20 protein-coding genes and 11 pseudogenes are annotated in these 24,106 nt (G+C 36.0%); 26 read left to right on the forward strand and 5 right to left on the reverse strand.

The window, feature by feature from the left end:
* Positions 1-162: 162 nt before the first annotated feature.
* Both M44_RS28950 and M44_RS21920 read right to left on the reverse strand, forming a co-directional pair.
* A complete protein-coding gene (locus M44_RS28950) occupies positions 163-294 on the reverse strand; it encodes a hypothetical protein (protein ID WP_010172952.1) in 132 nt (43 codons plus the stop codon).
* A 55-nt stretch (positions 295-349) separates the two neighbouring features.
* Positions 350-1,238, reverse strand: a pseudogene (locus M44_RS21920) (hydroxymethylglutaryl-CoA lyase).
* A 146-nt stretch (positions 1,239-1,384) separates the two neighbouring features.
* On the opposite strand from M44_RS21920, the pseudogene M44_RS21925 reads away from it, so the two are divergent.
* From M44_RS21925 to M44_RS29420, 6 genes and pseudogenes are all read left to right on the forward strand, one after another.
* Positions 1,385-2,567, forward strand: a pseudogene (locus M44_RS21925) (acetyl-CoA C-acetyltransferase).
* Between the two features lie 13 nt (positions 2,568-2,580).
* Positions 2,581-3,281: pseudogene (locus M44_RS21930) on the forward strand (CoA transferase subunit A).
* A gap of 13 nt (positions 3,282-3,294) precedes the next feature.
* Positions 3,295-3,943: pseudogene (locus M44_RS21935) on the forward strand (3-oxoacid CoA-transferase subunit B).
* A 55-nt stretch (positions 3,944-3,998) separates the two neighbouring features.
* Positions 3,999-4,220, forward strand: coding sequence for a YqkE family protein (locus M44_RS09335; protein WP_010172961.1), 222 nt, complete (start codon positions 3,999-4,001; stop codon positions 4,218-4,220).
* A 212-nt stretch (positions 4,221-4,432) separates the two neighbouring features.
* Positions 4,433-5,366 (forward strand): annotated as a pseudogene (locus tag M44_RS21940) (GNAT family N-acetyltransferase).
* Positions 5,367-5,726: 360 nt separating this feature from the next.
* Complete coding sequence (locus M44_RS29420) at positions 5,727-5,831, forward strand: hypothetical protein (protein ID WP_337444079.1); 105 nt, start codon at positions 5,727-5,729, stop codon at positions 5,829-5,831.
* A gap of 44 nt (positions 5,832-5,875) precedes the next feature.
* Here M44_RS29420 and M44_RS09350 read toward each other — a convergent pair whose 3' ends face one another.
* Positions 5,876-6,799 (reverse strand): aldo/keto reductase, encoded by a 924-nt coding sequence (locus M44_RS09350; protein ID WP_010172966.1) that lies wholly within the window; start codon positions 6,797-6,799, stop codon positions 5,876-5,878.
* Between the two features lie 163 nt (positions 6,800-6,962).
* On the opposite strand from M44_RS09350, the gene M44_RS09355 reads away from it, so the two are divergent.
* Entirely contained in the window at positions 6,963-7,508 is a 546-nt protein-coding gene (locus tag M44_RS09355) for an NUDIX hydrolase (RefSeq protein WP_010172968.1), read from the forward strand.
* A gap of 33 nt (positions 7,509-7,541) precedes the next feature.
* Here M44_RS09355 and M44_RS09360 read toward each other — a convergent pair whose 3' ends face one another.
* Positions 7,542-8,111 carry a GNAT family N-acetyltransferase gene (locus tag M44_RS09360; RefSeq protein WP_010172969.1) on the reverse strand — a complete coding sequence of 190 codons (570 nt, stop codon included), beginning with the start codon at positions 8,109-8,111 and terminating at the stop codon, positions 7,542-7,544.
* 183 nt (positions 8,112-8,294) lie between these two features.
* Between M44_RS09360 and spoIIM the strand changes: the two genes are divergently transcribed.
* The 16 genes and pseudogenes from spoIIM to M44_RS09445 all read left to right on the forward strand — a co-directional run bounded on the left by spoIIM (position 8,295) and on the right by M44_RS09445 (position 21,398).
* Complete coding sequence (gene spoIIM / locus M44_RS09365) at positions 8,295-8,897, forward strand: stage II sporulation protein M (protein ID WP_010172970.1); 603 nt, start codon at positions 8,295-8,297, stop codon at positions 8,895-8,897.
* Positions 8,898-9,009: 112 nt separating this feature from the next.
* Positions 9,010-9,465 carry a ferric iron uptake transcriptional regulator gene (gene fur, locus M44_RS09370; RefSeq protein ID WP_010172971.1) on the forward strand — a complete coding sequence of 152 codons (456 nt, stop codon included), beginning with the start codon at positions 9,010-9,012 and terminating at the stop codon, positions 9,463-9,465.
* Positions 9,466-9,714: 249 nt separating this feature from the next.
* The gene (locus M44_RS09375) at positions 9,715-9,909 is read left to right on the forward strand and encodes a YqzK family protein (RefSeq protein ID WP_010172972.1); all 195 of its coding nucleotides are present in this window, start codon (positions 9,715-9,717) and stop codon (positions 9,907-9,909) included.
* Between the two features lie 2 nt (positions 9,910-9,911).
* A complete protein-coding gene (xerD, locus tag M44_RS09380; protein ID WP_010172974.1) occupies positions 9,912-10,805 on the forward strand; it encodes a site-specific tyrosine recombinase XerD in 894 nt (297 codons plus the stop codon).
* A gap of 209 nt (positions 10,806-11,014) precedes the next feature.
* A complete protein-coding gene (gene deoB, locus M44_RS09385) occupies positions 11,015-12,199 on the forward strand; it encodes a phosphopentomutase (protein WP_010172976.1) in 1,185 nt (394 codons plus the stop codon).
* 13 nt (positions 12,200-12,212) lie between these two features.
* On the forward strand, positions 12,213-13,028 hold the full coding sequence (locus tag M44_RS09390; RefSeq protein ID WP_010172978.1) for a purine-nucleoside phosphorylase: 816 nt from the start codon (positions 12,213-12,215) through the stop codon (positions 13,026-13,028).
* A 17-nt stretch (positions 13,029-13,045) separates the two neighbouring features.
* A pseudogene (locus M44_RS21950) lies at positions 13,046-14,354 on the forward strand (pyrimidine-nucleoside phosphorylase).
* A 169-nt stretch (positions 14,355-14,523) separates the two neighbouring features.
* A pseudogene (locus M44_RS21955) lies at positions 14,524-15,691 on the forward strand (D-alanyl-D-alanine carboxypeptidase family protein).
* 111 nt (positions 15,692-15,802) lie between these two features.
* Positions 15,803-16,168, forward strand: coding sequence for an anti-sigma F factor antagonist (spoIIAA, locus tag M44_RS09405; RefSeq protein ID WP_010172983.1), 366 nt, complete (start codon positions 15,803-15,805; stop codon positions 16,166-16,168).
* Complete coding sequence (gene spoIIAB, locus M44_RS09410; protein WP_010172984.1) at positions 16,165-16,605, forward strand: anti-sigma F factor; 441 nt, start codon at positions 16,165-16,167, stop codon at positions 16,603-16,605. Before spoIIAA ends, spoIIAB begins: the two co-directional genes overlap by 4 nt.
* 14 nt (positions 16,606-16,619) lie before the next feature.
* Positions 16,620-17,354 (forward strand): RNA polymerase sporulation sigma factor SigF, encoded by a 735-nt coding sequence (gene sigF, locus M44_RS21960; RefSeq protein WP_010172985.1) that lies wholly within the window; start codon positions 16,620-16,622, stop codon positions 17,352-17,354.
* Positions 17,355-17,593: 239 nt separating this feature from the next.
* Positions 17,594-18,220, forward strand: coding sequence for a stage V sporulation protein AA (locus M44_RS09420; RefSeq protein ID WP_010172986.1), 627 nt, complete (start codon positions 17,594-17,596; stop codon positions 18,218-18,220).
* Positions 18,201-18,623: a stage V sporulation protein AB gene (locus tag M44_RS09425; protein WP_010172987.1), complete on the forward strand. Its 423-nt coding sequence runs from the start codon at positions 18,201-18,203 to the stop codon at positions 18,621-18,623. The genes M44_RS09420 and M44_RS09425 overlap by 20 nt, the downstream gene beginning before the upstream one ends.
* A gap of 13 nt (positions 18,624-18,636) precedes the next feature.
* Positions 18,637-19,204, forward strand: a pseudogene (spoVAEA, locus tag M44_RS21965) (stage V sporulation protein SpoVABEA).
* Positions 19,201-20,678, forward strand: a pseudogene (locus M44_RS21970) (spore germination protein). Before spoVAEA ends, M44_RS21970 begins: the two co-directional pseudogenes overlap by 4 nt.
* A 357-nt stretch (positions 20,679-21,035) precedes the next feature.
* Positions 21,036-21,398 carry a GNAT family N-acetyltransferase gene (locus tag M44_RS09445; RefSeq protein ID WP_010172994.1) on the forward strand — a complete coding sequence of 121 codons (363 nt, stop codon included), beginning with the start codon at positions 21,036-21,038 and terminating at the stop codon, positions 21,396-21,398.
* A 2-nt stretch (positions 21,399-21,400) separates the two neighbouring features.
* Here the strand turns inward: M44_RS09445 and M44_RS09450 are convergent, their stop codons facing one another.
* A complete protein-coding gene (locus M44_RS09450) occupies positions 21,401-21,925 on the reverse strand; it encodes a DUF309 domain-containing protein (RefSeq protein ID WP_010172996.1) in 525 nt (174 codons plus the stop codon).
* A 124-nt stretch (positions 21,926-22,049) separates the two neighbouring features.
* Between M44_RS09450 and M44_RS21975 the strand changes: the two are divergent.
* The 3 genes and pseudogenes from M44_RS21975 (at position 22,050) to M44_RS09465 (ending at position 24,045) form a co-directional block, all read left to right on the forward strand.
* Positions 22,050-22,788 (forward strand): annotated as a pseudogene (locus tag M44_RS21975) (segregation/condensation protein A).
* 11 nt (positions 22,789-22,799) lie between these two features.
* Positions 22,800-23,409, forward strand: a pseudogene (scpB, locus tag M44_RS09460) (SMC-Scp complex subunit ScpB).
* Between the two features lie 135 nt (positions 23,410-23,544).
* Complete coding sequence (locus M44_RS09465) at positions 23,545-24,045, forward strand: DUF3907 family protein (RefSeq protein ID WP_010173000.1); 501 nt, start codon at positions 23,545-23,547, stop codon at positions 24,043-24,045.
* The last annotated feature ends 61 nt before the right edge of the window (positions 24,046-24,106 follow it).

A 24,106-nucleotide genomic window follows, 5' to 3' on the forward strand; every position in this document is an offset into this window, starting at 1 on the left:
TTTTATGAGGAGGCTCACCTCCGCCCCGGAGAATGGAGTACTTTCGCNGAAATCAACCGGGCTTATTTATTGATGATCATTTGTAGAAAAAGAAGAGGGGTGTTCCAAAAAGATTATACTTTTTGGGACACCCTCTTTRYCCCATCTTAAATACGGTGTAGACTATTGCTTGCTATTTTGACCTTTAGTTGGGTGAACGGCTGTTTCTAAGTCTTCTGCCGCCATCACTTGCTTTGATGTATCACTTGATGGTTTGCCAGCTTGACTATAGCCCTTTTCACGCTTCTTATCCATATGTGTCACTTCCTTTCGAACGAGTCACTGTTAGGATAATCAACCAGGAGAAAAATTATGCTTCAACTGTATAGTAGCCGCTTGTAATCGTGTTGGAGAGATGAGGAGCAATCAATTGAATCGTTTGTTTTAGCTTCGGTAAGTTAACCCCCGTACGGATCCCCATCCGTTCAAGCATAAATACTACATCCTCAGTAGCGACATTTCCCGTAGCTCCTTTTGCAAAGGGACAGCCACCAATCCCTCCAGCAGAAGCATCAAATCGGTTAATCCCAGCTTGTAGACAGGCAAAGATATTGCTGAGAGCCATTTTTCGAGTGTCATGAAAATGCGCCGATAGTAATATGTTTTCGGTGCTATCCTGAATTTCAGAAAATAGGCGGTAGCTCTCTTTAGGTGTTGCCATGCCAATGGTATCAGCAACGCTAAGCTCATCTACCCCAAATTGTTCAAATTGCTTGCACAATTGGACGGTTCTTTCGGGATGGATTTTTCCTTCATAAGGACAGTAAAAGCTAGTAGAAATACATGCCCGAACAAATACACCTTCATTTTTTAACGTCCTAATTAGAGGTTCTAACTCTTTCATACTTTCACTAGTCGTCTTATTAATGTTTCTTTTGTTAAATGAATCGCTTACCCCAACAAAGACAGCTAGCTTTTTACAATTCATCTCTAACGCGGTTTCGATTCCTTTTTTATTGGGAGCAAGAAAAATCGTTCCTTGAATCCCTGCATAATAATGCGCTAATTCTTTTGAATCCTCCATTTGAGGAACCCATTTAGGAGAAACAAATGAAGAAATTTCTATGTCATGTAATCCTGATTCCATTAGACCATCAATAAATTGTCTTTTCATTTTAGTGGAAATCACGTTTTTTTCTATTTTGTAATCCATCACGAGGTCCCACCTCAATAATCTTTACTGACTCTGGTAAATTCATTTCGTAATCCTCCCGACTTTGGTCATATCATTATTTTAGAGGGTATAATAGTTAGAAATCAATGAATAGTTTAATAATTCAAACAGGAAATTAAAGCGCTTACACAGAATAGGTATAGTATGTAGTGAAAATAAGGGGGATACATAATGAGAGATGTGGTCATTGTCAGTGCAGTTAGAACGGCTATCGGTAATTTTAACGGTGCGTTAAAAGGAGTTTCAGCTCCCGAATTAGGGAGTATTGTGATTCAAGATGCTTTAAAAAAAGCGGGGTTAGATGGTAATCAAGTAGATGAAGTGATCATGGGAAATGTTCTTCAAAGCGGATTAGGTCAAAATCCAGCCAGGCAGGCAAGTATAGGTGCTGGAATTCCTGATACCGTATCTTGCTTAACTATCAACAAAGTATGTGGGTCTGGATTAAAAGCAGTTCATCTTGCTACACAAGCCATACAAGCTGGAGATGCAAATGTGGTCGTTGCAGGGGGAATGGAAAATATGAGTCAGGCCCCTTACTTGATCAAGAATGCACGTGAAGGGTTCAAAATGGGTGACCAAAAAATGATTGATAGTATGGTTCATGATGATCCCTGTGTGCCTTTAACGATTACCATATGGGAATCACCGCAGAAAACCTTTGTGAAAAATATGGGATCACCAGAATAGAACAAGATGAGTTTTCTTCCCATAGTCAGTGGAAAGCCATTGAAGCGATGGAGACGGGACGCTTTAGAGATGAAATTGTTCCGGTAGAATTAAAAAGCAGAAAGGGAGACACTATTCTTTTCACTGAAGATGAATTCCCACGTAAAGGCACCACAACAGAAAAGTTATCGGGCTTACGTCCAGCATTTAAAAAGGATGGCAGCGTAACAGCGGGGAATGCCTCTGGTATTAATGACGGTGCAGCGGCGGTTATTGTGATGAGTAAAGAAAAAGCAGATGAGCTTGGAATAAAACCTTTAGTTACGATAAAAGGAAATAGTAGTGCCGGAGTCGACCCAAGCATCATGGGGATAGGTCCTGTAGAAGCTGTGAAAAAAGCACTAAAAAAAGCAATGATTGAACTCCGTGATATAGAACTGATTGAAGCGAATGAAGCATTTGCCGCCCAATCACTTGCTGTACAAAAAGAATTAGACTTTCACGCAGATATAGTAAATGTTAACGGTGGAGCTATTGCTTTAGGTCATCCAATCGGTGCTAGTGGAGCGCGTATATTAGTCACCCTCATTCATGAAATGAGAAAGCGGGGAGCAGAAAATGGCCTAGCAACGTTATGTATTGGCGGGGGCAAGGGGTAGCAACTGTAGTGGAATTAGTCAAATAAAGGAGGGATAAGCATGAAAAGTATCTATACGGATGTAAAAGAGATTGTGTCAGACATTCAGGATGGTAGCACGTTAATGGTGGGGGTTTGGGTTATGTGGTATTCCAGAGCATTGTATACTCGCTTTAGTCGAATCAGGTGTGAAGGACTTAACGATAATAAGTAATAACTGTGGAGTAGATGATTGGGGGTTAGGTTTATTATTAAAGGGGCGTCAAATAAAAGAAAATGATTGGTTCATATGTTGGCGAGAATAGAGAATTTGAACGACAGGTTTTATCTGGAGAATTAGAAGTAGAGCTTGTACCACAGGGTACCTTAGCTGAAAAAATCAGAGCAGGAGGTGCGGGAATTCCTGCCTTTTATACTCCAGCAGGTGTAGGTACTCCCATTGCTGAAGGGAAAGAAGTACGTTCATTCCACGGGAAAGACTATGTATTAGAAGAGGCCTTTGTTGCAGATTTTAGTATTGTACGTGCTGAGAAAGGAGATACATTTGGTAACTTAATTTATAACAAGACTGCTAGAAACTTTAATCCAATGATGGCGGCTGCAGGCAAAATTACCATAGCAGAAGTGGAAGAATTGCTTGAGCCTGGTCAATTGAACCCAAATGAAATTCATACGCCAAGTGTGTACGTTCAAAGGTTAATTCAAGCGAAACAAGAAAAGAGAATTGAACGTGTTACGGTACGAAAGGGGGGAGTTCAATGAATAAAACAAAGAAATTCGAGAGAAAATTGCACGACGTGCAGAACGTGAAATTCAAAATGGAGATTATGTTAACTTAGGCATAGGTATGCCAACACTAGTGGCCAATTTTATTAATGAGAATAAGCAAGTCGTTCTACAGTCAGAAAATGGTCTTCTTGGAATTGGGCCATATCCTACGGAATCCGAAGTAGACGCTGATTTAATTAATGCAGGAAAAGAAACGGTTACGGCTATCTCGGGCTCTGCATATTTTGATAGTGCAGAGTCATTTGGTATGATACGCGGTGGCCATATTGACATTGCTATTTTAGGCGGAATGGAAGTATCTCAATCAGGAGATTTAGCGAACTGGATGATTCCTGGAAAGATGATTAAAGGGATGGGGGGGAGCTATGGATTTAGTGCACGGTGCTAAGAAAATCATTGTCATTATGGATCATTGTAATAAAAACGGATCAGGTAAGATAAAGAAACAGTGTGAATTGCCTTTAACCGGAAAAGGAGTAGTTCAACGGGTTATAACAGAGCGAGCTGTGATTGATATAACAGAAAAAGGCTTAGTATTAGTGGAAGTGGCTAAAGGGTATACAGCACAAGATGTAGTAGATTGCACAGATGCTGATTTATTTGTTTCAAAGGATCTCCTAAATGATAGTTATTGAGAATGTACGTAAAGCGTAGTAGAATGGTAGAAAAATCTAAAGAGGTAAGTGCTTTATGAAAAAGAAAAAAGATACTCAACCGACTCTAGCTGATAGTTTAAATAGCCAACTACTCGATCAATTAAAGCAGACTAAAAAGGATCTTCAAGTAGAAGAAGAAAAAAAGCGAGTAGCTGAACAAAAGCGTAAAGAGCTAGAACGTATGGAACGAGAGAAAAACAAAAGCTTTGAAGAACTTCTTAACGAAAGTTCACATAATTGGAAGGATTATAAATAAGTATGTATTTATCCATTCTGATGGATGCTCATATTATTGTCAGTTTTCAACTCACACAAAAAGTCTCATTCTTATCGAATGGGTATTTTTTTCTTATTTGGTGAATTTAATTTAATAATATTGACTTAGATTCTTATTAAATAAAAAATAATTTGTAAAGATTCCCTTTATTTGAAACAATGAGAAAGAGAGAGTGGAAAAGGGGAAGGATAATGACTACGATAACACTACAAAAAGCAAAACATGAAGATGTTTCAGTATTAACAAGTAAAATGAAAGAAACGTTTGACCATGAAGCTGAACGTTGGCTTGATAACACACCTGGAGTAATTGATGACAATATTCAACCTCCTGGTTATTCAGATGAAGAAATGACCCTATATATGATTAATCATCTTCATTACTATAAAATTTTGCTAGAAAACAGACTGGTTGGAGGAATTGTTGTAACGATTTCAGGTTCTTCATGCGGAAGAATTGATCGGATATTTATTGAACCAAATTCCCAGGGAAAGGGAATAGGTTCAAAGGTCATTCATTTAGTAGAAGAATTGTATCCTACAGTATATACATGGGATTTAGAAACGTCTAGTAGACAACTTTCAAATCATTATTTTTATGAAAAACTTGGGTATATCCTAGTGTTTAAATCAGACGAAGAATATTGCTATATAAAAAAGAAGAAAAGGAAAAATAAATATTCTATCATCCAAAGTGAAAAAGATTTATCTAACATACAATATGAGCAAAACCAAATGCATCATTCTGAATTTTACCAAACGAATCTTGAAAATAGTTCCTTCTCCAATAGCAATTTAATGAAGTCCCATTTTAGTAACTGTAATTTAAGCTCATCTACGTTTCAAAATATTAACCTACGTAACAACCTTTTGGCTGATTTAAATATGTCCTGTAGTGTGATCAATCATGTCAACTTAAGTGGAGTTCAGTTCACAAACTGTGTGCTAGGGAAAGAAATAAATCCGTTGAGGTTCAACAAAACGAATTTGTCAGGAACGACTTTCGAAAAATAGTGACTTAAGTAATGCATTGATTGAAAATTGTGATGTGAAGGGCATGAAGATTAATGGCATTTCAATTGAAGAATTAGTAGAAGATTATAGAAAGGATAATAAGAGTCTATAACTATTTCAGTATTGAAAAGTATGAAGCACAGTATACAAGATGTTCACAAAAGCTGTTCTAAAGAGCTACAAAGAATAAGGAGACCACTATTTTAAAAATCGGTAGGGGGGTTCTTTCGGTTGATTAAAGATGAGATCGGAGTAATTTTTATTCCCGTAAGTGATATAGAAAGGTCCAGGGATTGGTATTCAGTGTTAGTAGGAAAGCCTCAAGGAGGGGAGATACTGTTTGGGCATTTATATGTATTACCTCTAAAAGGGACGAATATTGTATTGGATAGTAAAATTTATTCAAAAAAATGCTATCTATCAGATTCCAGCATTCCATTTTAATACAGATGATATAGAAGAAGCATTTAAAGTGTGTGAAAAATTAGGAGTAGAATTAATCTCTCCTATACTTAACGATCATTATTTTAATTGTAAGGATCCTGATGGCAATCAGTTTATGATATGTCAATGTTAACTGAAAAATAGACGATTCTTAAAAGTAAATCGTCTCTTCCATTCTTATTCTCTATGTTCTTGATAGATACTCTGTTTAGTGATTCCCTTTAATAGATCAACCTCTTCCTTTGTTAAAGGGTCTTTGTTTACTGCGGCAATGTTTTCTGTTACTTGAAGAACGGAGCTAGCACCAGGTATAACAGAAGCAACTGCTGAATGAGATAGGTTATACTGGAGAGCAAGTTCATTCATATTCCGTGTGGAATGAAAACGATCCTGAATAGACAAAAGAACGCTTTTTAGTTCTTCATAGGTATAATCTAAATAGCCTTGATCAAGAATCTTGTTGGTTGCTTTATTTAACATACTATTTGTTAATAAGCCTTTTGCGACAGGTCCTCTAGTGATTACGCTAATAGTATGATCTTCTAATATCGGAAAAATTTCTTCTGGTCTACGGTCAAGAAGACTATATTGCATCATATTTGACTGTATTGTAGACTTTTCGGCATATTGTTTAATTACATTTAGTCGAATAGAAGAGATTCCATACTCCTTTATATATCCTTCATCCTTTAACTCCTCAAATGCCTCAATAGATTCTTCTATATTATCTTGTATCGTTCCCCCGTGAAGTTGGTAAAGGTCAATATAATCGGTTTTCAAGCGATGTAGACTTTGTTTTACGCTTTCTTTAATATGTTCTTTTGATGGGTCCCAGGTCCAACATGTTTTCTCATGATTCCAGCGATTGCCAACCTTTGTGGCAATGACAATTTGATCACGATAAGGTTGAAGTATTTTTCCAAGGATTTCTTCATTTTGACCAAAGTCATATAAATCTGCCGTGTCAAAGTAGGTGATACCGCCTTCTAGTGCAGCTTCAACAATCTCTCTTGCCTTTGTTTCATCCGTACCTAATGACATACATCCAAGCCCTAATTTGCTGACCATGATACTAGATGAACCAATTTGTCGTTTCTCCATACATGACGCTCCTTTATTGAACAGTATGTACATAGTTTACCCTGTCTAGAAAGTTGATTTCAAAGAAGTTGTTTTAAGGTCAAGATATTTGTTCTAATTCTAGTGAGGAAGTATGCTAGTATAAAAATGAGTGCTCTACTCTATAGTTGATGGAGGAAAGAATATGAAAAAGAATGAAGAAGTTACAATTCAGTCAGAAACGATATTTAATGGTCGCGTCATCTCTCTTGAATTGCATGATGTAAAACTACCGAATGGACGGGAATCAAAAAGAGAGATTATTAAACATCCCGGTGCCGTTGCAATTATTCCATTCAAGGAGGACGGAAAAATTGTCATGGTCGAGCAATATCGAAAGGCCATGGAAAGGAATCTACTTGAAATACCAGCTGGAAAGCTTGAAAAAGGAGAAGCACCAGAAGTAACAGCAAGAAGAGAGCTTGAAGAGGAAACGGGATATGGCTGTGAAAAACTGAAGCATATCATCAGCTTTTATACATCACCAGGATTTGCAGATGAGCTTGTTCATGTTTATGAAGCGACAGGATTATATGAAATAGAAGATCACTTAGAATTAGACGAAGACGAATTTGTTGAATTGGTTGAAGTGACTCTAGAGGAAGCAGAAGAATACATAAGAACTCAAAGAATATTTGATGCAAAAACAGCTTTTGCGGTCCAATATGCTAGGCTAAAAGAATATAAATAAAGTAAGAAAGGACTTCAAAAGAGAGTCCTTTTCTTACTTTATATCAGAGGGAAGAAAGCTATACACATAAGTATCTCGTAGCTCGCCACCCATGGTTTTATCGTCATTTCTAAGAACCGCTTCTAATTTATATCCTAGGCGTTCAGGAATAGCTTTAGAAGCACTATTCTTTGCATCACATCGTATTTCAATTCTATTGACACCCATCTTTTTTAGGGCGAATTGGGTTAATAACTGAACTGCTTCAGTCATATACCCATTGCCGCTATAGTATGTATCAATCCAATACCCAATCTCTACTTTAGGGACGCTCCAGTTCATTCTATGAAATCCTGTAGATCCAATAAAAGCATGATCCTCTTTCTTGTATATATGCATTCTCATATCTTCACGTCTAATAAATTCTCCATATGACAATCGGATGTTTTCTTCTACTTCCTCTAGTGTCTGAGGCTTATGAGCCCATGGCATCCAAGCTTTTAGTTCTTGCATAGAACGCTCGATGGCCTTATGAACATCCTTCCCATCGCCAGGCTTGCATGGACGAATATATATTCGTTCACCTACAATTTTCTCGGGGAAATCTAGTAAAATAGCATTCATCTCTGCCACCTCCAGTTTTAGGTAGTATAGTCTGAATTTAACTATAAATCAATAGATTCTGATAACATATTCCATTCATATCCTAACCACCTCTATCATATAGTGAATTAACTAGAATTTTAGGAGGATCCCTTGTCATGTCTAAAAATATCTCCGCAGCAAAAAATCCAGTAATCGAACATATTGAATCATATTCTTCTATCTTATTTTTTTGTTATGACATTATTTTTAATGGGAGTCGTATTTGGTGCAATCGTTGTAAACTCTCTTTCCTTTACACAAAAAGAAGATTTATACTTTTATCTTGGTCAATTTTTTGAACAAGTGTCGAATGATAACGTCGCTAGTTCATCAGAGTTGTTTAAGCAAAGTTTCTTCCATAATATAAAATATGTCGGATTCATTTGGATTCTTGGTATTTCTATTATTGGCCTCCCATTAATTTTTGTGTTACTTTTCATGAAAGGAATGGTCGTAGGGTTTTCAGTAGGATTTCTTGTAAACCGAATGGGGTGGGAAGGCTTTTTATTATCGTTTGTGTCTGTTTTACCCCAAAACCTTATCATCATACCTGTTTTTATCTTTATAGCCGTTCTTTCCGTGGGTACCTCACTACAATTAATTAGAAAGATATTTATGAAATCTGTTTCAAATAGTCACATGACGCCGATATTCACTAGATATATTGCTGCTTTTATCATGGCAGTAGTTGTATTGTCCCTAGCAGCAGCAGTAGAGGCGTATTTGTCCCCATCACTAATGAAATATATAATAAATACCTTATAACAATAATTATTAATAAATAATATATATCATTTTCAGTTTGTAATTATTTTATTTTGACTCTCCCTCCCTTTTTGATATAATAATGGAGATAGTGTGTTGGGGGGGACGATGAATGGAAAGTCGCATCGATCGTATAAAAAAATTACTGCATTCTGCTAGCTATAAATTAACACCTCAGCGTGAATCGACTGTAAGAGTGTTATTAGAAAATGAAAAAGATCACTTGAGCGCAGAAGATGTCTACCTCCTAGTAAAAGAGAAATCACCAGAGATTGGGCTTGCAACAGTGTATCGTACACTGGAGTTACTAACGGAGTTGAAAATAGTAGATAAAATTAATTTCGGTGATGGAGTATCAAGATATGACCTTAGACAAGAAGGTGCCGCTCATTTCCATCATCATTTAGTTTGCTTAGAATGTGGAGCAGTAGATGAAATCCAAGAAGATTTATTAGTAGATGTTGAAAAAATTGTAGAAAAAGATTGGAATTTTAAAGTTAAGGATCATCGATTAACCTTTCACGGAATCTGTCATAGATGTCATGATGGTATAGATGATCAGGAATAACACAGAAGAAAGTTTCTATGGTAGCCCCTTCTTATCGAAGGGGTTTTTTATATAGATAGCCCTGTATAACTTGTTTCATTCTATATAATCGATTAATAAATTGTATTAGACACGTAGAAAATTTCAAGCATATAAATCAGGTTGTCCAATCTATATGTATAAAATCTAAATAAACCGTCATACATTGTAGTATAAAGGATGAACGGAGGTAGAAGCTTGAAACACTCTACTCTATCTATATGGAGAACAATGAAGGTATTTATTTTATTTACAGGCTCTACAATTCTCTTTTACTATGGTATTATGTGGGTTAATAACGAATATCAACAATATAATCGTTACGATGAGCCCAAATCTGGTGCTGTTAAAGTATTTCAACCATTAAACGGTGTGGAGGAAGGATGGTATCATCGGTTAATACTGTTTTATAGAGATGGGGAATAGCTATGGAACATCAAGTGAAGGATTTTTTACACTTTCTACAAATAGAAAGAGGATTATCTTCCAATACACTTGTCTCTTATGAAAGAGATTTAAAAAGCTACTGTAATCATTTGAAAAATACAGAACAAATTGAAGATTTAAATCATGTGGTAAGAGGAAATATAATTGAATTTTTGGCTTTTTTAAAGGACCAAGGTAAATCCTCTAAAACGATTGCACGACATATTGCTTCTATCAGATCATTTCACCAATTTCTTTTGCGTGAAAAAATCACTGATCATGATCCAACTGTACATATTGATACTCCTAAAGCTGAAAGGTCCTTACCCAAAGTATTGAGCTTAGATGAGGTAGAGACATTATTAGACTCTCCTAATCTGCAAAAGCCAAGTGGGATAAGGGACAAAGCCATGCTAGAAATTCTGTATGCAACAGGAATTCGTGTAAGTGAATTAATTGAACTCAATTTAGAAGATGTTCATTTAACAATGGGATTTGTCCGATGTATCGGAAAAGGAAACAAAGAACGAATTATTCCTTTAGGGAATCATGCCATCACCATTCTAAAAGAATACTTAGAAAAAGCACGTCCTAAGCTTAGATCAAGTAAATATAGAACAGATGCGTTATTTTTAAATCATCATGGAAATCGTTTAACAAGGCAAGGGTTTTGGAAGATACTAAAAGGACTTGCTACCAAAGCAAATATCCAAAAAGAGCTTACTCCGCATACATTAAGGCATTCTTTTGCCACTCATCTATTGGAAAATGGAGCAGATTTACGGGCAGTCCAAGAGATGCTAGGTCATGCAGACATATCAACAACGCAGATTTATACCCATGTAACGAAAACTAGACTGAAGGAAGTTTATTCTAAATTTCATCCAAGGGCATAAAAACTCTACCGTATTAAGGTAGAGTTTTTATATATCTGTTATTAAATCGACAAATTTGAAAGCGGTTTAATCTTTACGAAATTCATTTGGTAGATTACAATGAACATAAGTTGTCAGACTTCTGACGTATTCAATCTAAATGGATTTGATTAGAGACGCACATTAAGGGTAAATTAAGGACATCAAATTGATGAAAGAGGAGGAATAAAATGAAAGACTATACATATAAGCGAGTGCACCTAATTGTAATGGATTCTGTTGGAATCGGCGAGGCTCCAGATGCTGAAAAGTTTAATGACAAAGGTTCTCATACCTTATGCCATATTGCGGAGCATATGAATGGATTAAAGATGCCCCATCTAGAAAAATTAGGGCTATCCAACATAGAGGAAATTAAAGGAATCCAAATACAAGATACTCCATTAGCGTACTATACCAAAATGGAAGAAGCGTCTGTTGGAAAAGATACGATGACGGGCCACTGGGAAATAATGGGGTTGAATATTGATACTCCTTTTAAAGTATATCCAGAAGGCTTTCCACAAGAATTATTAGATGAGTTAGAAGAAAAAACAGGAAGAAAGATTATTGGAAACAAACCAGCTAGTGGTACAGCAATTTTAGATGAGTTAGGACCTGAACATATGGAAACTGGCGCTATGATCGTATATACATCTGCTGATCCAGTGTTACAAATTGCAGCTCATGAAGAAGTTATACCTCTTGAAGAACTGTATAAAATTTGTGAAATCGCCCGCGAAATCACGAATAAAGAAGAATATTTAGTTGGAAGAGTAATCGCTCGTCCGTTTATTGGAGAACCAGGGAATTTTAAAAGAACTTCGAACCGTCATGATTATGCTTTAACTCCTTATGACCGTACTGTGATGAATGAACTGAAGGACGGCGGATTAGATGTTTTGGCAATTGGAAAAATTTCTGATATTTATAACGGAGAAGGGGTAACAGAGTCTATTCGTACAGTATCGAACATGGACGGAATGGATAAGCTTGCAGATGTAATGGAACGTGATTTTACAGGCTTAAGCTTTGTAAATCTTGTTGATTTTGATGCGCTTTTTGGTCACCGTCGCGATCCGCAAGGTTACGGGGAAGCATTAGAAGAGTTTGATGCTAGACTTCCAGAAGTCTTAGAAAAACTATCAGAAGATGATTTACTAATTATTACAGCAGACCATGGGAATGATCCAATCCACCAAGGGACCGATCATACACGTGAATATGTTCCATTGCTAGTGTATTCTAAGAGATTTACCAATCCTTCAGAATTACCAATTCGAAAAACATTTGCTGATATAGGTGCAACGATTGCAGATAACTTCAATGTTAAGCTACCGGCATTTGGAACTAGTTTCTTAAACGAGTTAAAGTGAGGAGAATGAAGAAATGTTATATGAAAAAATTCAAGAAGCCACTTCATTTTTAAAAGGTAAATATAACGAAACAATTGAAATAGGTATGATTCTAGGATCAGGACTTGGTGTGCTTGCAGATGAGATTGAAGAGGCCGTTACCGTACCATACGAAGAGATTCCCAATTTCCCATTATCCACGGTTGAAGGTCATGCGGGCCAGTTAGTATTTGGTACTCTTTCGGGTAAACGTGTTGTAGCCATGCAAGGACGATTTCATTATTACGAAGGCTATTCATTTGAAGAAGTGACATTTCCAGTAAGAGTAATGAAGTCTTTAGGGGTAGAAACCATCATTGTAACGAACGCAGCTGGTGGGGTAAATGAGGAGTTTGAACCTGGGGATTTAATGATCATTACGGACCATATTAATAATATGGGAGGAAATCCTTTACTTGGCCCTAACGATTCAAGACTTGGTGTTCGTTTTCAAGACATGTCTGATGCTTACAATAAGGAATTGCAATTCCTTGCTAAAGAATCTGCAAGAAAATTAGGGATCACGGTAAGAGAAGGTGTGTATGTAGGGAATACTGGTCCAATTTATGAAACACCTGCTGAGGTTCGATTAGCAAGAACATTGGGCGGAGATGCGGTTGGAATGTCAACTGTACCGGAAGTAATTGTAGCAAGACACAGCGGTCTAAAGGTGTTAGGTATTTCTTGTATCTCTAATATGGCGGCTGGTATATTAGACCAACCTTTATCACACGATGAAGTGATTGAAACAACAGAAAAAGTTCGTTCAAACTTTTTAACATATGTAAAAGAAATCGTGAAATCAATCTAAAAAAAGTGGTGAATATAATGAGAATGGTAGATCTTATAGAAAAGAAACGTGATGGTCACGCTTTAACAACTGAAGAAATTCAACATATCATTAAAGAATATACAAATGGTCAGATTCCTGATTATCAAATGAGTGCATTAACCATGGCCATTTTCTTCAAAGGAATGGATCAAAGAGAACGTGCCGATCTTACAATGGCAATGGTAGAGTCAGGTGACCAAATTGATTTATCTGCTATTGATGGAATTAAAGTAGATAAGCATTCAACGGGTGGTGTTGGAGATACAACAACCCTTGTATTAGGTCCGTTAGTAGCAGCAGTTGGTGTGCCTGTAGCAAAGATGAGCGGTCGTGGACTTGGACATACCGGTGGTACAATCGATAAATTAGAAGCGGTTAAAGGCTTCCACGTTGAAATCGAAAACGATGAATTTATCCGTTTAGTTAATGAGAATAAAGTAGCCGTTATTGGTCAAAGTGGAAACTTAACTCCTGCAGATAAAAGTCTTTATGCCCTTAGAGATGTTACAGCTACGGTGAATAGCATACCATTGATTGCTTCTTCTATTATGAGTAAAAAAATTGCTGCAGGTGCTGATGCTATTGTATTAGACGTGAAAACAGGAGCAGGGGCATTCATGAAAGACTTGAATGATTCTGAAGAATTAGCTAGAGCAATGGTTAGTATTGGTAATAATGTTGGTAGAAATACAATGGCGGTTATTTCTGATATGAGCCAGCCTCTTGGGTACATGATTGGTAATGCTTTAGAGGTAAAAGAAGCGATTGATACTCTAAAAGGAGAAGGTCCAGAAGATTTAACAGAACTCTGTTTAACACTAGGTAGCTTCATGGTGGTTCTGGCTAAAAAAGCATCTACTCCACAAGAGGCTCGAGAAATGCTGAAAAAAGCTATGGAAGATGGATCTGCTTTAGAAACTTTTAAATTATTTCTATCTTCTCAANGGCGGAGACGCGAGCGTTGTGGATCATCCAGAAAATCTTCCACAAGCTGCATACAAATTTGATCTTCCTGCAAAAGAAGCAGGGTATGTTTCAGAAATTATCGCTGACGAAGTGGGAACGGCTGCAATGTGGCTAGGAGCAGGACGAGCAACCAAGGATTCAGTCATTGACCTAGCTGTCGGTCTTGAACTAAAGAAGAAGATTGGTGAACGTGTTGAAGAGGGTGAATCCCTTGTGACCATCTATGCAAACCAAGAGGATGTAGAAGAAGTGAAGGCAAAATTATATGAAAGCATCCTATTATCGAAAGATAAAGTAGAGGCTCCACCACTAATCTATAAAGAAATAACTGAAGGATAAATAAAAAAAGACTGATCKYKACGGAATCAGCTTTTTTTATTTCAATTTTTCATTCATGTGATGGAAAAATAAATTTATCTGTTAATCCCTAGGTAGTTTTTGTTATTTTTTTCCTCTTCAATGGAAAGAATGGGTCTAGAACTTGTTCATAAAAATAGGAGGCTACTATATGAAACGTATAATGACTTTAATGTTAGGTTTTTTACTGCTGTTTGCATCTATTAATGGAGTAGTAATGGCAGAAGAAAGTAAAACAGAAATCACTAAAAAATGCTCAATCTGCTGTTTTAATCGAAAGAGATACAGGAACAATTCTCTATGATAAAAATAGTCATGAAAAACTTCCACCTGCATCTATGACGAAAATAATGACGATGATTTTAATCATGGAAGCGATTGAGAAGGGACAAATTAACTGGGAAGATAAAGTGAGAACAAGTGAATATGCAGCAAGTATGGGTGGGTCTCAAATTTTTCTTGAGCCTGGTGAAGAAATGACCGTAGAAGAAATGCTAAAGGGAATAGCAATAGGGTCAGCGAACGACGCATCCGTTGCTATGGCAGAGTTCATTGCAGGTAGTGAAGAAGCATTTGTTGAAATGATGAATAACAAGGTAGAAGAACTTAAATTAAAGGATACAGTTTTTCAAAATCCAACAGGTTTACCAGCTGATAACCATTTTAGTTCAGCTTACGATATGGCCATGATGGCAAAGGAATTATTGAAATACGAAAAGATTACTCAATTCACAGGTACATACGAAGACTATCTGCGAGAAAATACAGATGAAAAGTTTTGGCTTGTCAATACAAATAAATTGGTTCGTTTTTATGATGGCGTGGATGGATTAAAAACTGGATATACAAGTGAAGCGAAGTATTGCTTAACAGCAACAGCCAAAGTAGGGAATATGAGGGTGGTTGCGGTAGTATTTGGCGAACCTACACCGAAAGAACGAAATGCAGAAGTTTCTAAAATGCTAGATTACGCTTTTAGTCAATTTATGACGCATCCAATGTACGAAAAGGGAAAAGAAATTTCTGAAGCAAAAGTATCTAAAGGAAAAGAAAATACAGTCATCGGAATGACAAATGAATCTATCTCTCTTCTAACAAAAAAGGGAGAAAAGTTAGAGGGTATTGAGGAAAAAATAGTAATGAATAAGGAATTGAAAGCCCCGATAAAAAAAGGCGATGATATTGGAACGATAACCATTCAAAAAGATGGAAAGATACTAGCTGAGAGTACATTGGTCGCAAAAAATGACGTAATTGAAGCAAATTGGTGGGTTCTATACAAGCGTGCACTAGGAATGTTTTCGAAATCTGGTGATTAACATCGAACAAAAGGAAAAGTTAGCGAATTGCTTCTAGTTTTGTCATGTAGAAGGATTTGATGAAATCTATGGAGAATGACTCTTTATAGCAAAATAAAGGAGGCATCTATAATGAGTCTTTCCATAGATATGGAAATTAGAGAATTCGGTTATATTGTAATGGTTATCCGTCTACAGGGTGAGCTTGACCATCATGCAGCTGAAGAGTTACGTGAAAAAGCATCCAATATGATTCAAGATTATCAAGTAAAGCATATTGTTCTTAACCTGAAGCAATTAAGCTTTATGGATAGTTCTGGGTTAGGTGTAATCTTAGGTAGATATAAAGAAATTAAACAACACAACGGAGAGATGGTTGTTTGTGAGGTCTCCCCTGCTGTTAAACGAATTTTTGAGCTTTCTGGCTTATTTAAAATTGTTCACTTAGAAGCAACCGAAGAAGAAGCGTTAAACAGATTGGGGGCTTTTGTAAAATGAGAAACGAAATGAATTTACAATTTAGTGCTTTAAGTCAAAACGAATCATTTGCACGTGTAACAGTTGCAGCCTTTATTGCTCAATTGGATCCAACCGTAGATGAGATGACAGAAATTAAAACGGTAGTTTCAGAAGCGGTCACAAACTCTATCATTCATGGATATGGAGAAGATCCTACGGGTATTGTATACATTCATTTAGTTCTAGACGGTGAAAGAATTATTCTTGAAATTGAAGATAAAGGAATGGGAATTAAAAACATTGAAGAAGCAAAGCAGCCTCTTTTTACTACAAAACCTGAAATGGAACGTTCTGGTATGGGCTTTACCATTATGGAAAATTTTATGGATGAAATGGAAATTGAATCGCACCCTGGAGCAGGCACCAAAGTTAGATTAATTAAGCATCTGGCGAAGAGTAAAGCTTTTGCCAATTAATAAGGAGTCGTGCTATGGATGTGGAGGTTAAGAAAGATCAGCAGCAAGGGTACTTAAAAGACGAAGAAATAAAACAACTTATTAAACGTAGTCAAGACGGAGACGTTGACGCAAGAGATATGATTGTGAATCGAAACATGCGGCTTGTTTGGTCAGTGGTTCAACGTTTTTTAAATAGAGGTTACGAACCGGATGATCTTTTTCAAATTGGCTCTATTGGATTGCTAAAATCAGTTGATAAATTTGATTTATCCTATGATGTTAAATTTTCAACCTATGCAGTACCAATGATTATTGGTGAAATCCAAAGATTTATTCGAGATGATGGTACTGTAAAGGTTAGTCGTTCATTAAAAGAAACAGGGAACAAAATTAGAAGGGCAAAAGAAGAATTAAGTAAAACGTTAAATAGAGTTCCTACCATTTCAGAGCTGGCGGATTTTCTCGAAATCACTCCTGAAGAAGTTGTTTTAGCACAAGAAGCCAGTAGAACGCCTTCGTCTATTCATGAAACGGTTTATGAAAATGACGGGGACCCTATTACGTTATTAGATCAAATTGCAGACCAAAATGACCAAAAGTGGTTTGATAAAATAGCCTTAAAAGAAGCGATACGAGAGTTAGACGAACGGGAGCGACTCATCGTGTTTTTAAGGTATTACAAGGACCAAACTCAGTCCGAAGTGGCTGACCGACTCGGAATATCCCAGGTACAAGTATCACGATTAAGAAAAAAAAATACTTATTGAATATGAAAGATAGGATGGACCTACAATAGAAAACGTGACGTGCAAAAATGAACGAATACAGTTCATWTTTTTTTTTTTTTTKKAAATGAAATCATTAGATGATTTCTACTATTTATCAGCCGTTGTTTGGATCAAATAACGTAGGTAGCTGAGCTTTTGGTTATAATTCCCTTCAATACAACTAGGGCTAGTCAACCATACTAGTTGTAAGTAACGAATGAAGACAGGAAGTGAACGTGATGCAACAATCCGTGTATATCCGTTTACGACATAAAGTTCAGGCACATCCGAACTCCCAATTATTATTAAAAGATATCGCCCAAATAATTGCCCCATTATCTGTACAAGAAGCCTTAGCACACTTACTTATTCATGAAGTAAAACCAAATGACCAGACAATCATTATCGTAGATGTTATGAAAGTGATAAAGAGAGTTCAAGAGATATTTACAGTAGATGTTCAAATAGTTGGGGCATCTCAAGTGATTATAGAGGTTGTATATCATAAGAAAAAAGTATCGATCCCCTTTTTCTTACTTGTATGGAGTTTATTATTTGTAGGCGCAGCACTAGCTATTATGAATTTTCATGAAGATGTGAGTATGCAACAGGTGCATCAAAAGTTGTATAAAGTTTTGACAGGAAATGAAATAGATAAACCTTTATTATTTCAAATTCCTTATTCTATTGGATTAGGCGCAGGTATGATTCTATTTTTTAACCATTTATTTAAGAAACGTATTAACGAAGAACCTAGTCCACTAGAAGTAGAAATGTTCAATTATCAATTAGACCTTGATAATTATGTAAGCATGAACGAGAACAAAGAAAGTAGAAAGAACTTACATGACCATTCAAGCCATTAGTATTATGTTAGTCGGATTAGCTGGAGGTTTAGCGGTAGGTTCTGGATTTGTCGCTTTCTTAACGGTCCTTGGTGTAATCCCTAGATTGACTCAGCTAACTAAAACCATGAAATTTATACAAGCCTATGAATGGGCAGTAATCAGTGGTGCATTAATGGGTGGTGTGTTTAGTTTATTAGAACCATCGTTTTCCTTTCATCCCTTTTTGTTAGTGTTGTTAGGGCTGTTATCTGGTACTTTTATTGGAATGTTAGCTGCTGCTTTAACCGAAGTGTTGAATGTTTTACCTATTCTTGCAAAAAGAGTTGGAATAGACGAAAAAATTGTCATATTGTTAATGGCTATCGTATTAGGAAAAGTGTTAGGTTCTTTGTTTCACTGGATTTATTTTGTAGACCTGTAATGAAGGAGGAGAAATGATGGAGAAAGTTCCTGTCATACTCGTAACAGATGGGGATCACTATGCATTTAAAGCTGTTCATACGGTTGCAATTGAAATAAACGCTGAATGCATTACAGCTACCAAAGGTAATCCTTCGATTCTTACAGGAGAACAGATAGTAAGGCTTATAAAAAAAGACAAGTAAAACTCCGGTTTTTGTCATGTTTGATGATAGTGGATATATAGGAGAAGGCCCAGGAGAAACGGCACTAAGGTACGTAGCTACTCATAAGGAAATCTATGTATTAGGTGTGATTGCGGTTGCTGCTAAAACAAAGCAAGCAGAGTGGACAAGAGTACATGTAAGTATTGATCGAGAAGGTAATCTTACCGAGTACGGTGTTGATAAATATGGTATTCCCGACACAGAAATCGGTCGTATTAATGGTGATACGGTTTATTGTATAGATGAGTTAGATATTCCTGTTGTTGTTGGTGTTGGTGATATAGGCAAGATGGGCTTAAAAGATCATTTTTCTAATGGATCCCCAGTTACAAAATTAGCAGTTGAACTTATTCTTGAAAGGAGCGGGTATCAGTGAGTGACGATTTAAGCGTAAAGGAACCCATTCCAGAAAGTGTTAAAAAATTAGACGAATTTTTTGAAAAGCGTATTGGGTTAGGTAAAAGTTTTGATTTAGGTGTTAGGAAATTAAAAATTCTACATAAAGACGTTCATTTCTATTATGTAAATGGACTATGCGATACAAGTTTTGTTATTGAATTATTAGAAGAATTAGTAGAAATTAATGACAATGAAAAGCTATCGTCAAGACTAAAGGAAATAGTAGAAAACAGGCTAGTGCATCAATCTGTCACAACGGTCAAAACCGTAGACGAAGTAGTGGACCAAGTATTATCAGGGCTTTTAGCCGTCGTAGTCGATGGTTCTAAAGAAGCGTTTATAGTAGATGTAAGAAGTTATCCAGGTAGAACACCATCTGAGCCTGATACGGAGAAGGTTGTGCGAGGATCGCGTGATGGGTACGTAGAAAATATTATAGTAAACACTGCGTTAACTAGAAGAAGAATCCGAGATGAACGACTTCGTTTTGAAATCTTAAAAGTAGGAGAACGTTCGAAAACGGATATTGCCATTGGATATATTGAAGATGTGGCCAATGAAGATTTAGTACAGGTCATAAAAAAGGAAATAGAAAACATTAAAATTGACGGCTTAACGATGGCTGACAAAACAATCGAAGAATTTTTAGTAAAGCAAGGCTATAATCCATATCCACTTGTTAGATATACAGAGCGTGCAGATGTTGCCGCTACTCATTTATTAGAAGGACATGTATTGATTTATGTAGACACCTCTCCAAGTGTAATTATTACACCTACTACCTATTTCCATCATGTCCAACACGCAGAGGAATATCGTCAGTCGCCAGCTGTTGGAACGTTTGTAAGATGGGTAAGGTTTTTAGGAATTGTTGCATCGTTGTTTTTGCTGCCTCTTTGGTTCACATTTGTATTAGATCCTTCACTATTACCTGACCCAATAAGTTTTATCGGTCCGAATGAAAAGACCAATATACCAATTATCCTTCAATTGTTCATAGCAGATATAGGAATTGAGTTCTTACGTATTGCCGCTATTCATACACCAACACCCCTTTCAACAGCTATGGGCTTAATTGCGGCAGCTTTAATTGGACAAATTGCAATAGATGTAGGATTGTTCGTGCCAGAGGTTATTTTGTATATTGCAGTTGCCGCAATTGGTACATTTGCCACACCAAGTTATGAGCTAAGTGTAGCAAATAAAATAAGTCGTCTTATATTATTAACTTTAGTTGCTTTATTTGGAGTTCCAGGCTTAGTTATCGGATCTACTGTATTTTTACTATTTTTAGTTAACATAAGGTCGTTAAGTACACCATATCTATGGCCGTTCATTCCTTTTAACCCAAGTGCCTTTTTGCAAATTTTGGTTCGTAAGTCTGTCCCGGGGTTCCAAAAATACGACCGAGTATTGTTCAAACGAAAAATARACATAAACAGCCAAGCTAATGACTCCTATTCTTTGTACATTTTTACTAGTCCATGTATACTATATGAAAGACACCTGACAACACATCCTGGTTGTCAGGTTTTTTGTAGAGGTGAGAATGATGAAAGAAAAATATGTATGGCTAATACTCCTACTAGTAATTTCAACTATGTGGGGATTTGTGTATTGGTTCTTTATTGCTTAGTCATAAAGTTCATAAGCTTCATCAGTCCATCAAAGGTAGCGCTTTCGTGGAATACTATTGAATCTTTTGATAGATTTTAGTAATATAGATAACGATTATGAACCATCATTTATTGTTGAATTATATCAAAGATACATCTTTATAACTTGAAAGATGTAATAAAGGAGTAATTATGCTTATACGTTATAAAAAAGCATTTGAAAAGATTGCTATGGGTTTGCTTTCTTTTATGCCTACGGAAAAGGATATAAAACAACTTCAACAAACCATGAAGAATTATGAAGATGATCAATCATGGAGATTGTACTTGTGGAAGCAAGAAGAAGATATTATTGGTCTCGCAGGAGTAGTCGTCAAGGAAGATAAAATTGAAATACAACATATATGTGTAAACCCTTCGTACCGTCATGAAGGCATTGGAACTAAGATTGTTAGGGCATTAAATGAGTTATACGTTGACTCCACCATTTTGCCAAATGAATACACAGCAGGATTTTTAGAACAATGTGATTTAGAAGATAGCGAAGAGGCATAGTTTCATCTAGCCTCTTCTTTTTTTTTCTTTGCCTCATCTCTAGTTTTAATGACATCTGAACGATCTCTTAATCGGTGCCGTTCCACAATTTCACTATTCTCTAAGTCGCTGATAGTATTGAAGCGTTGCCCTTTTTCTGTGCAAATAGCTTGACACTGGATTACTAGAGCTTCATCAATTAACGGAATAGCAATTGAATTATAAGACTGCTGTCTTTGAATTTGAGATAAATTTTCATTCAATAATTTTTCAAGCTCAACTTCATCAATACCTAAATCCTTTATTTTGTCTTTATTCTTTAAAAATATTTTGATAGAATTTGATAGCATTCTTTCTGCTCCAATAAAGTTGTTTCTTCTAAAATGATATTGACTAACTGCTAGTTGTATAAACGCTACCCAAATGGAATGCTTATTACCTTTATCATTTTCCTTCCAATATTCTTCTAGAATTTCATGGCATTCGAAATAATCTCGGTCGCTGTGAAAATGAATGAGATATTCTATATATTCTCCAGGGTATATCAATCAAAAACACCTCCTGAGCAATACTAATAGTGTATCATAAATGAACATCTAATAAAATTTTGTTGGAGTTCTAACAACTATCTACTATACTAGAAATGAATTTACAGAACGATTGGTGATAAAAATGGAATACAATGTAAAAACGGAAGCGTTTGAAGGTCCTTTAGATTTGCTCCTTCATTTAATAAATAGATTAGAAGTAGATATTTATGACATACCTATGTCCCAAATTACCGAGCAATATCTTCATTTTGTTCATGCTATGCAGGAGCTCGAACTGGATGTAGCAAGTGAATATTTGGTGATGGCTGCAACACTCCTTGCAATTAAAAGTAAAATGCTGTTACCAAAGCATGAGGAAGAGCTTGAAGAAGATGTAGAAATGCTTGAAGAAGACCCTCGTGATGAATTGGTCGAAAAGTTGATCGAATATAGAAAATACAAAGAGGCAGCTCAAGAATTAAAACAAAAAGAAGAAGAGCGTGTATTAATGTACACAAAACCTCCATCCGACTTAAGTCAATTTACAGAGCGGGATATGGAACAATCTTTACAAACATTAGATGTTAATATTTATGATATGCTAGGTGCATTTCATAAGCTATTAAGGCGTAAAAAATTAACAAAAACCTCTCTCTACTCGCATTACAAGACAAGAAATTCCAATTGAAAGAAGAATGGATGAAGTAAAACATCAATTAGCTAAGATGGGAAGGTCATCAAGTTTTATTCAACTATTTGAGTATGAAACAAGAGATCAGTTGGTGGTTACGTTTTTAGCCATATTGGAATTAATGAAACGAAATGAAATTCAGGTTATACAGGAAAGTAATTTTACAGATATAGAACTACGGTTGGTTTAGGAGGAAAAATCATGTCAATTATCAATTGGAAAGGCATCTTAGAGAGCCTCCTTTTTGCAGCTGGTGATGAAGGTTTATCATTAAAGCAAATATGTAATGTTTTGGAGATTGAATTATTTCAAGCAGAAGAAATTCTCCATCAGTTACAAGAAGAATATGATCAAGAATATAGGGGAATTACACTTGTTCAAATTGCTGGTACATTCCAATTAGCAACTAAAAAAGAGCATGCAGAATATTTAAAGAAATTAGTTGAATCTCCTTCAAATAGTTCTCTTTCTCAAGCTGGCTTAGAAACTTTAGCGATTGTTGCTTATAAGCAACCTATTACACGAGCTGAAATAGAAGAAATTAGAGGTGTAAAAACCGAAAGGCCTATCCAAACTCTGGTTTCTAAGGGATTGATTCGAGAAGTGGGACGAGCAGAAGGAACTGGAAGAGCTATTCTTTACGGTACAACAAGGGAGTTCCTTGACTACTTTGGATTGAAGGATTTAAAAGAGTTGCCGCCTTTATCTGAAAGCCTCTCTGATGAAGATGAAATGCAAGATGCAGACTTTATTTTTTGAAAAGTTTCAAGAAACCTTTGAGACTACTCCAGCAAACAAGATAGACGAATAACTTTTCTTTCGTTAAAATGGAATAAGGGAAGCTCCATCTGCTATACATTAAGCAGAAGCTTTTCTTTTTGATTTTAATAGTCAGAATAGTTAACTAATATAAATTGACACTGAGTGTCTAACAGGGGGATGAATTATGAGTAATGTCATTGTTCAAACACAACTTGAAGATGTAAAAGAGTATCTAGAAAATCTAGTAAATGAAATTGAGGATGTTCTAAACTATCATACTATCGATTCTTTCTCCCAAGAAATAGAAGAGAATAAAGAGTTTAATAAAGAATTATTTTCTTCTTTGAGAAGATTAGTTGTCTATTGTCAGGATAATTTGGAATCGTGCAGCATGTTACTTCATTCAAAACCTTTTAATAAAATTGCTGCTGAAAGAACATTATACAAAATTTATCACCAGTGTATTCAAGAATTCTTTTCACCAAAGAAAGACTTATGGTATGAAGATAGCAGATCTGCTTATACTGGAAAAAATGCAATAGTGTTTAGACAAAAGGTACCTAAAGCCGTCGAAAATATTTTTGCTTCACTTGAAACACCTAGTCAACGGATGCGTGAAGAGTTAGAATACTATGAAACGGATTATCGTACAAAGATGCTTCAAATCAATGCAATGAAAGAATAAATTGGCATGTTTTAAATAGATCCACCATAAGATGAAGTGCTAGTAAACTTTTGGAGGGTCT

Origin of the sequence: Bacillus coahuilensis m4-4, from assembly GCF_000171615.1 — a bacterium.
GTDB lineage: Bacteria > Bacillota > Bacilli > Bacillales > Bacillaceae_K > Bacillus_T > Bacillus_T coahuilensis.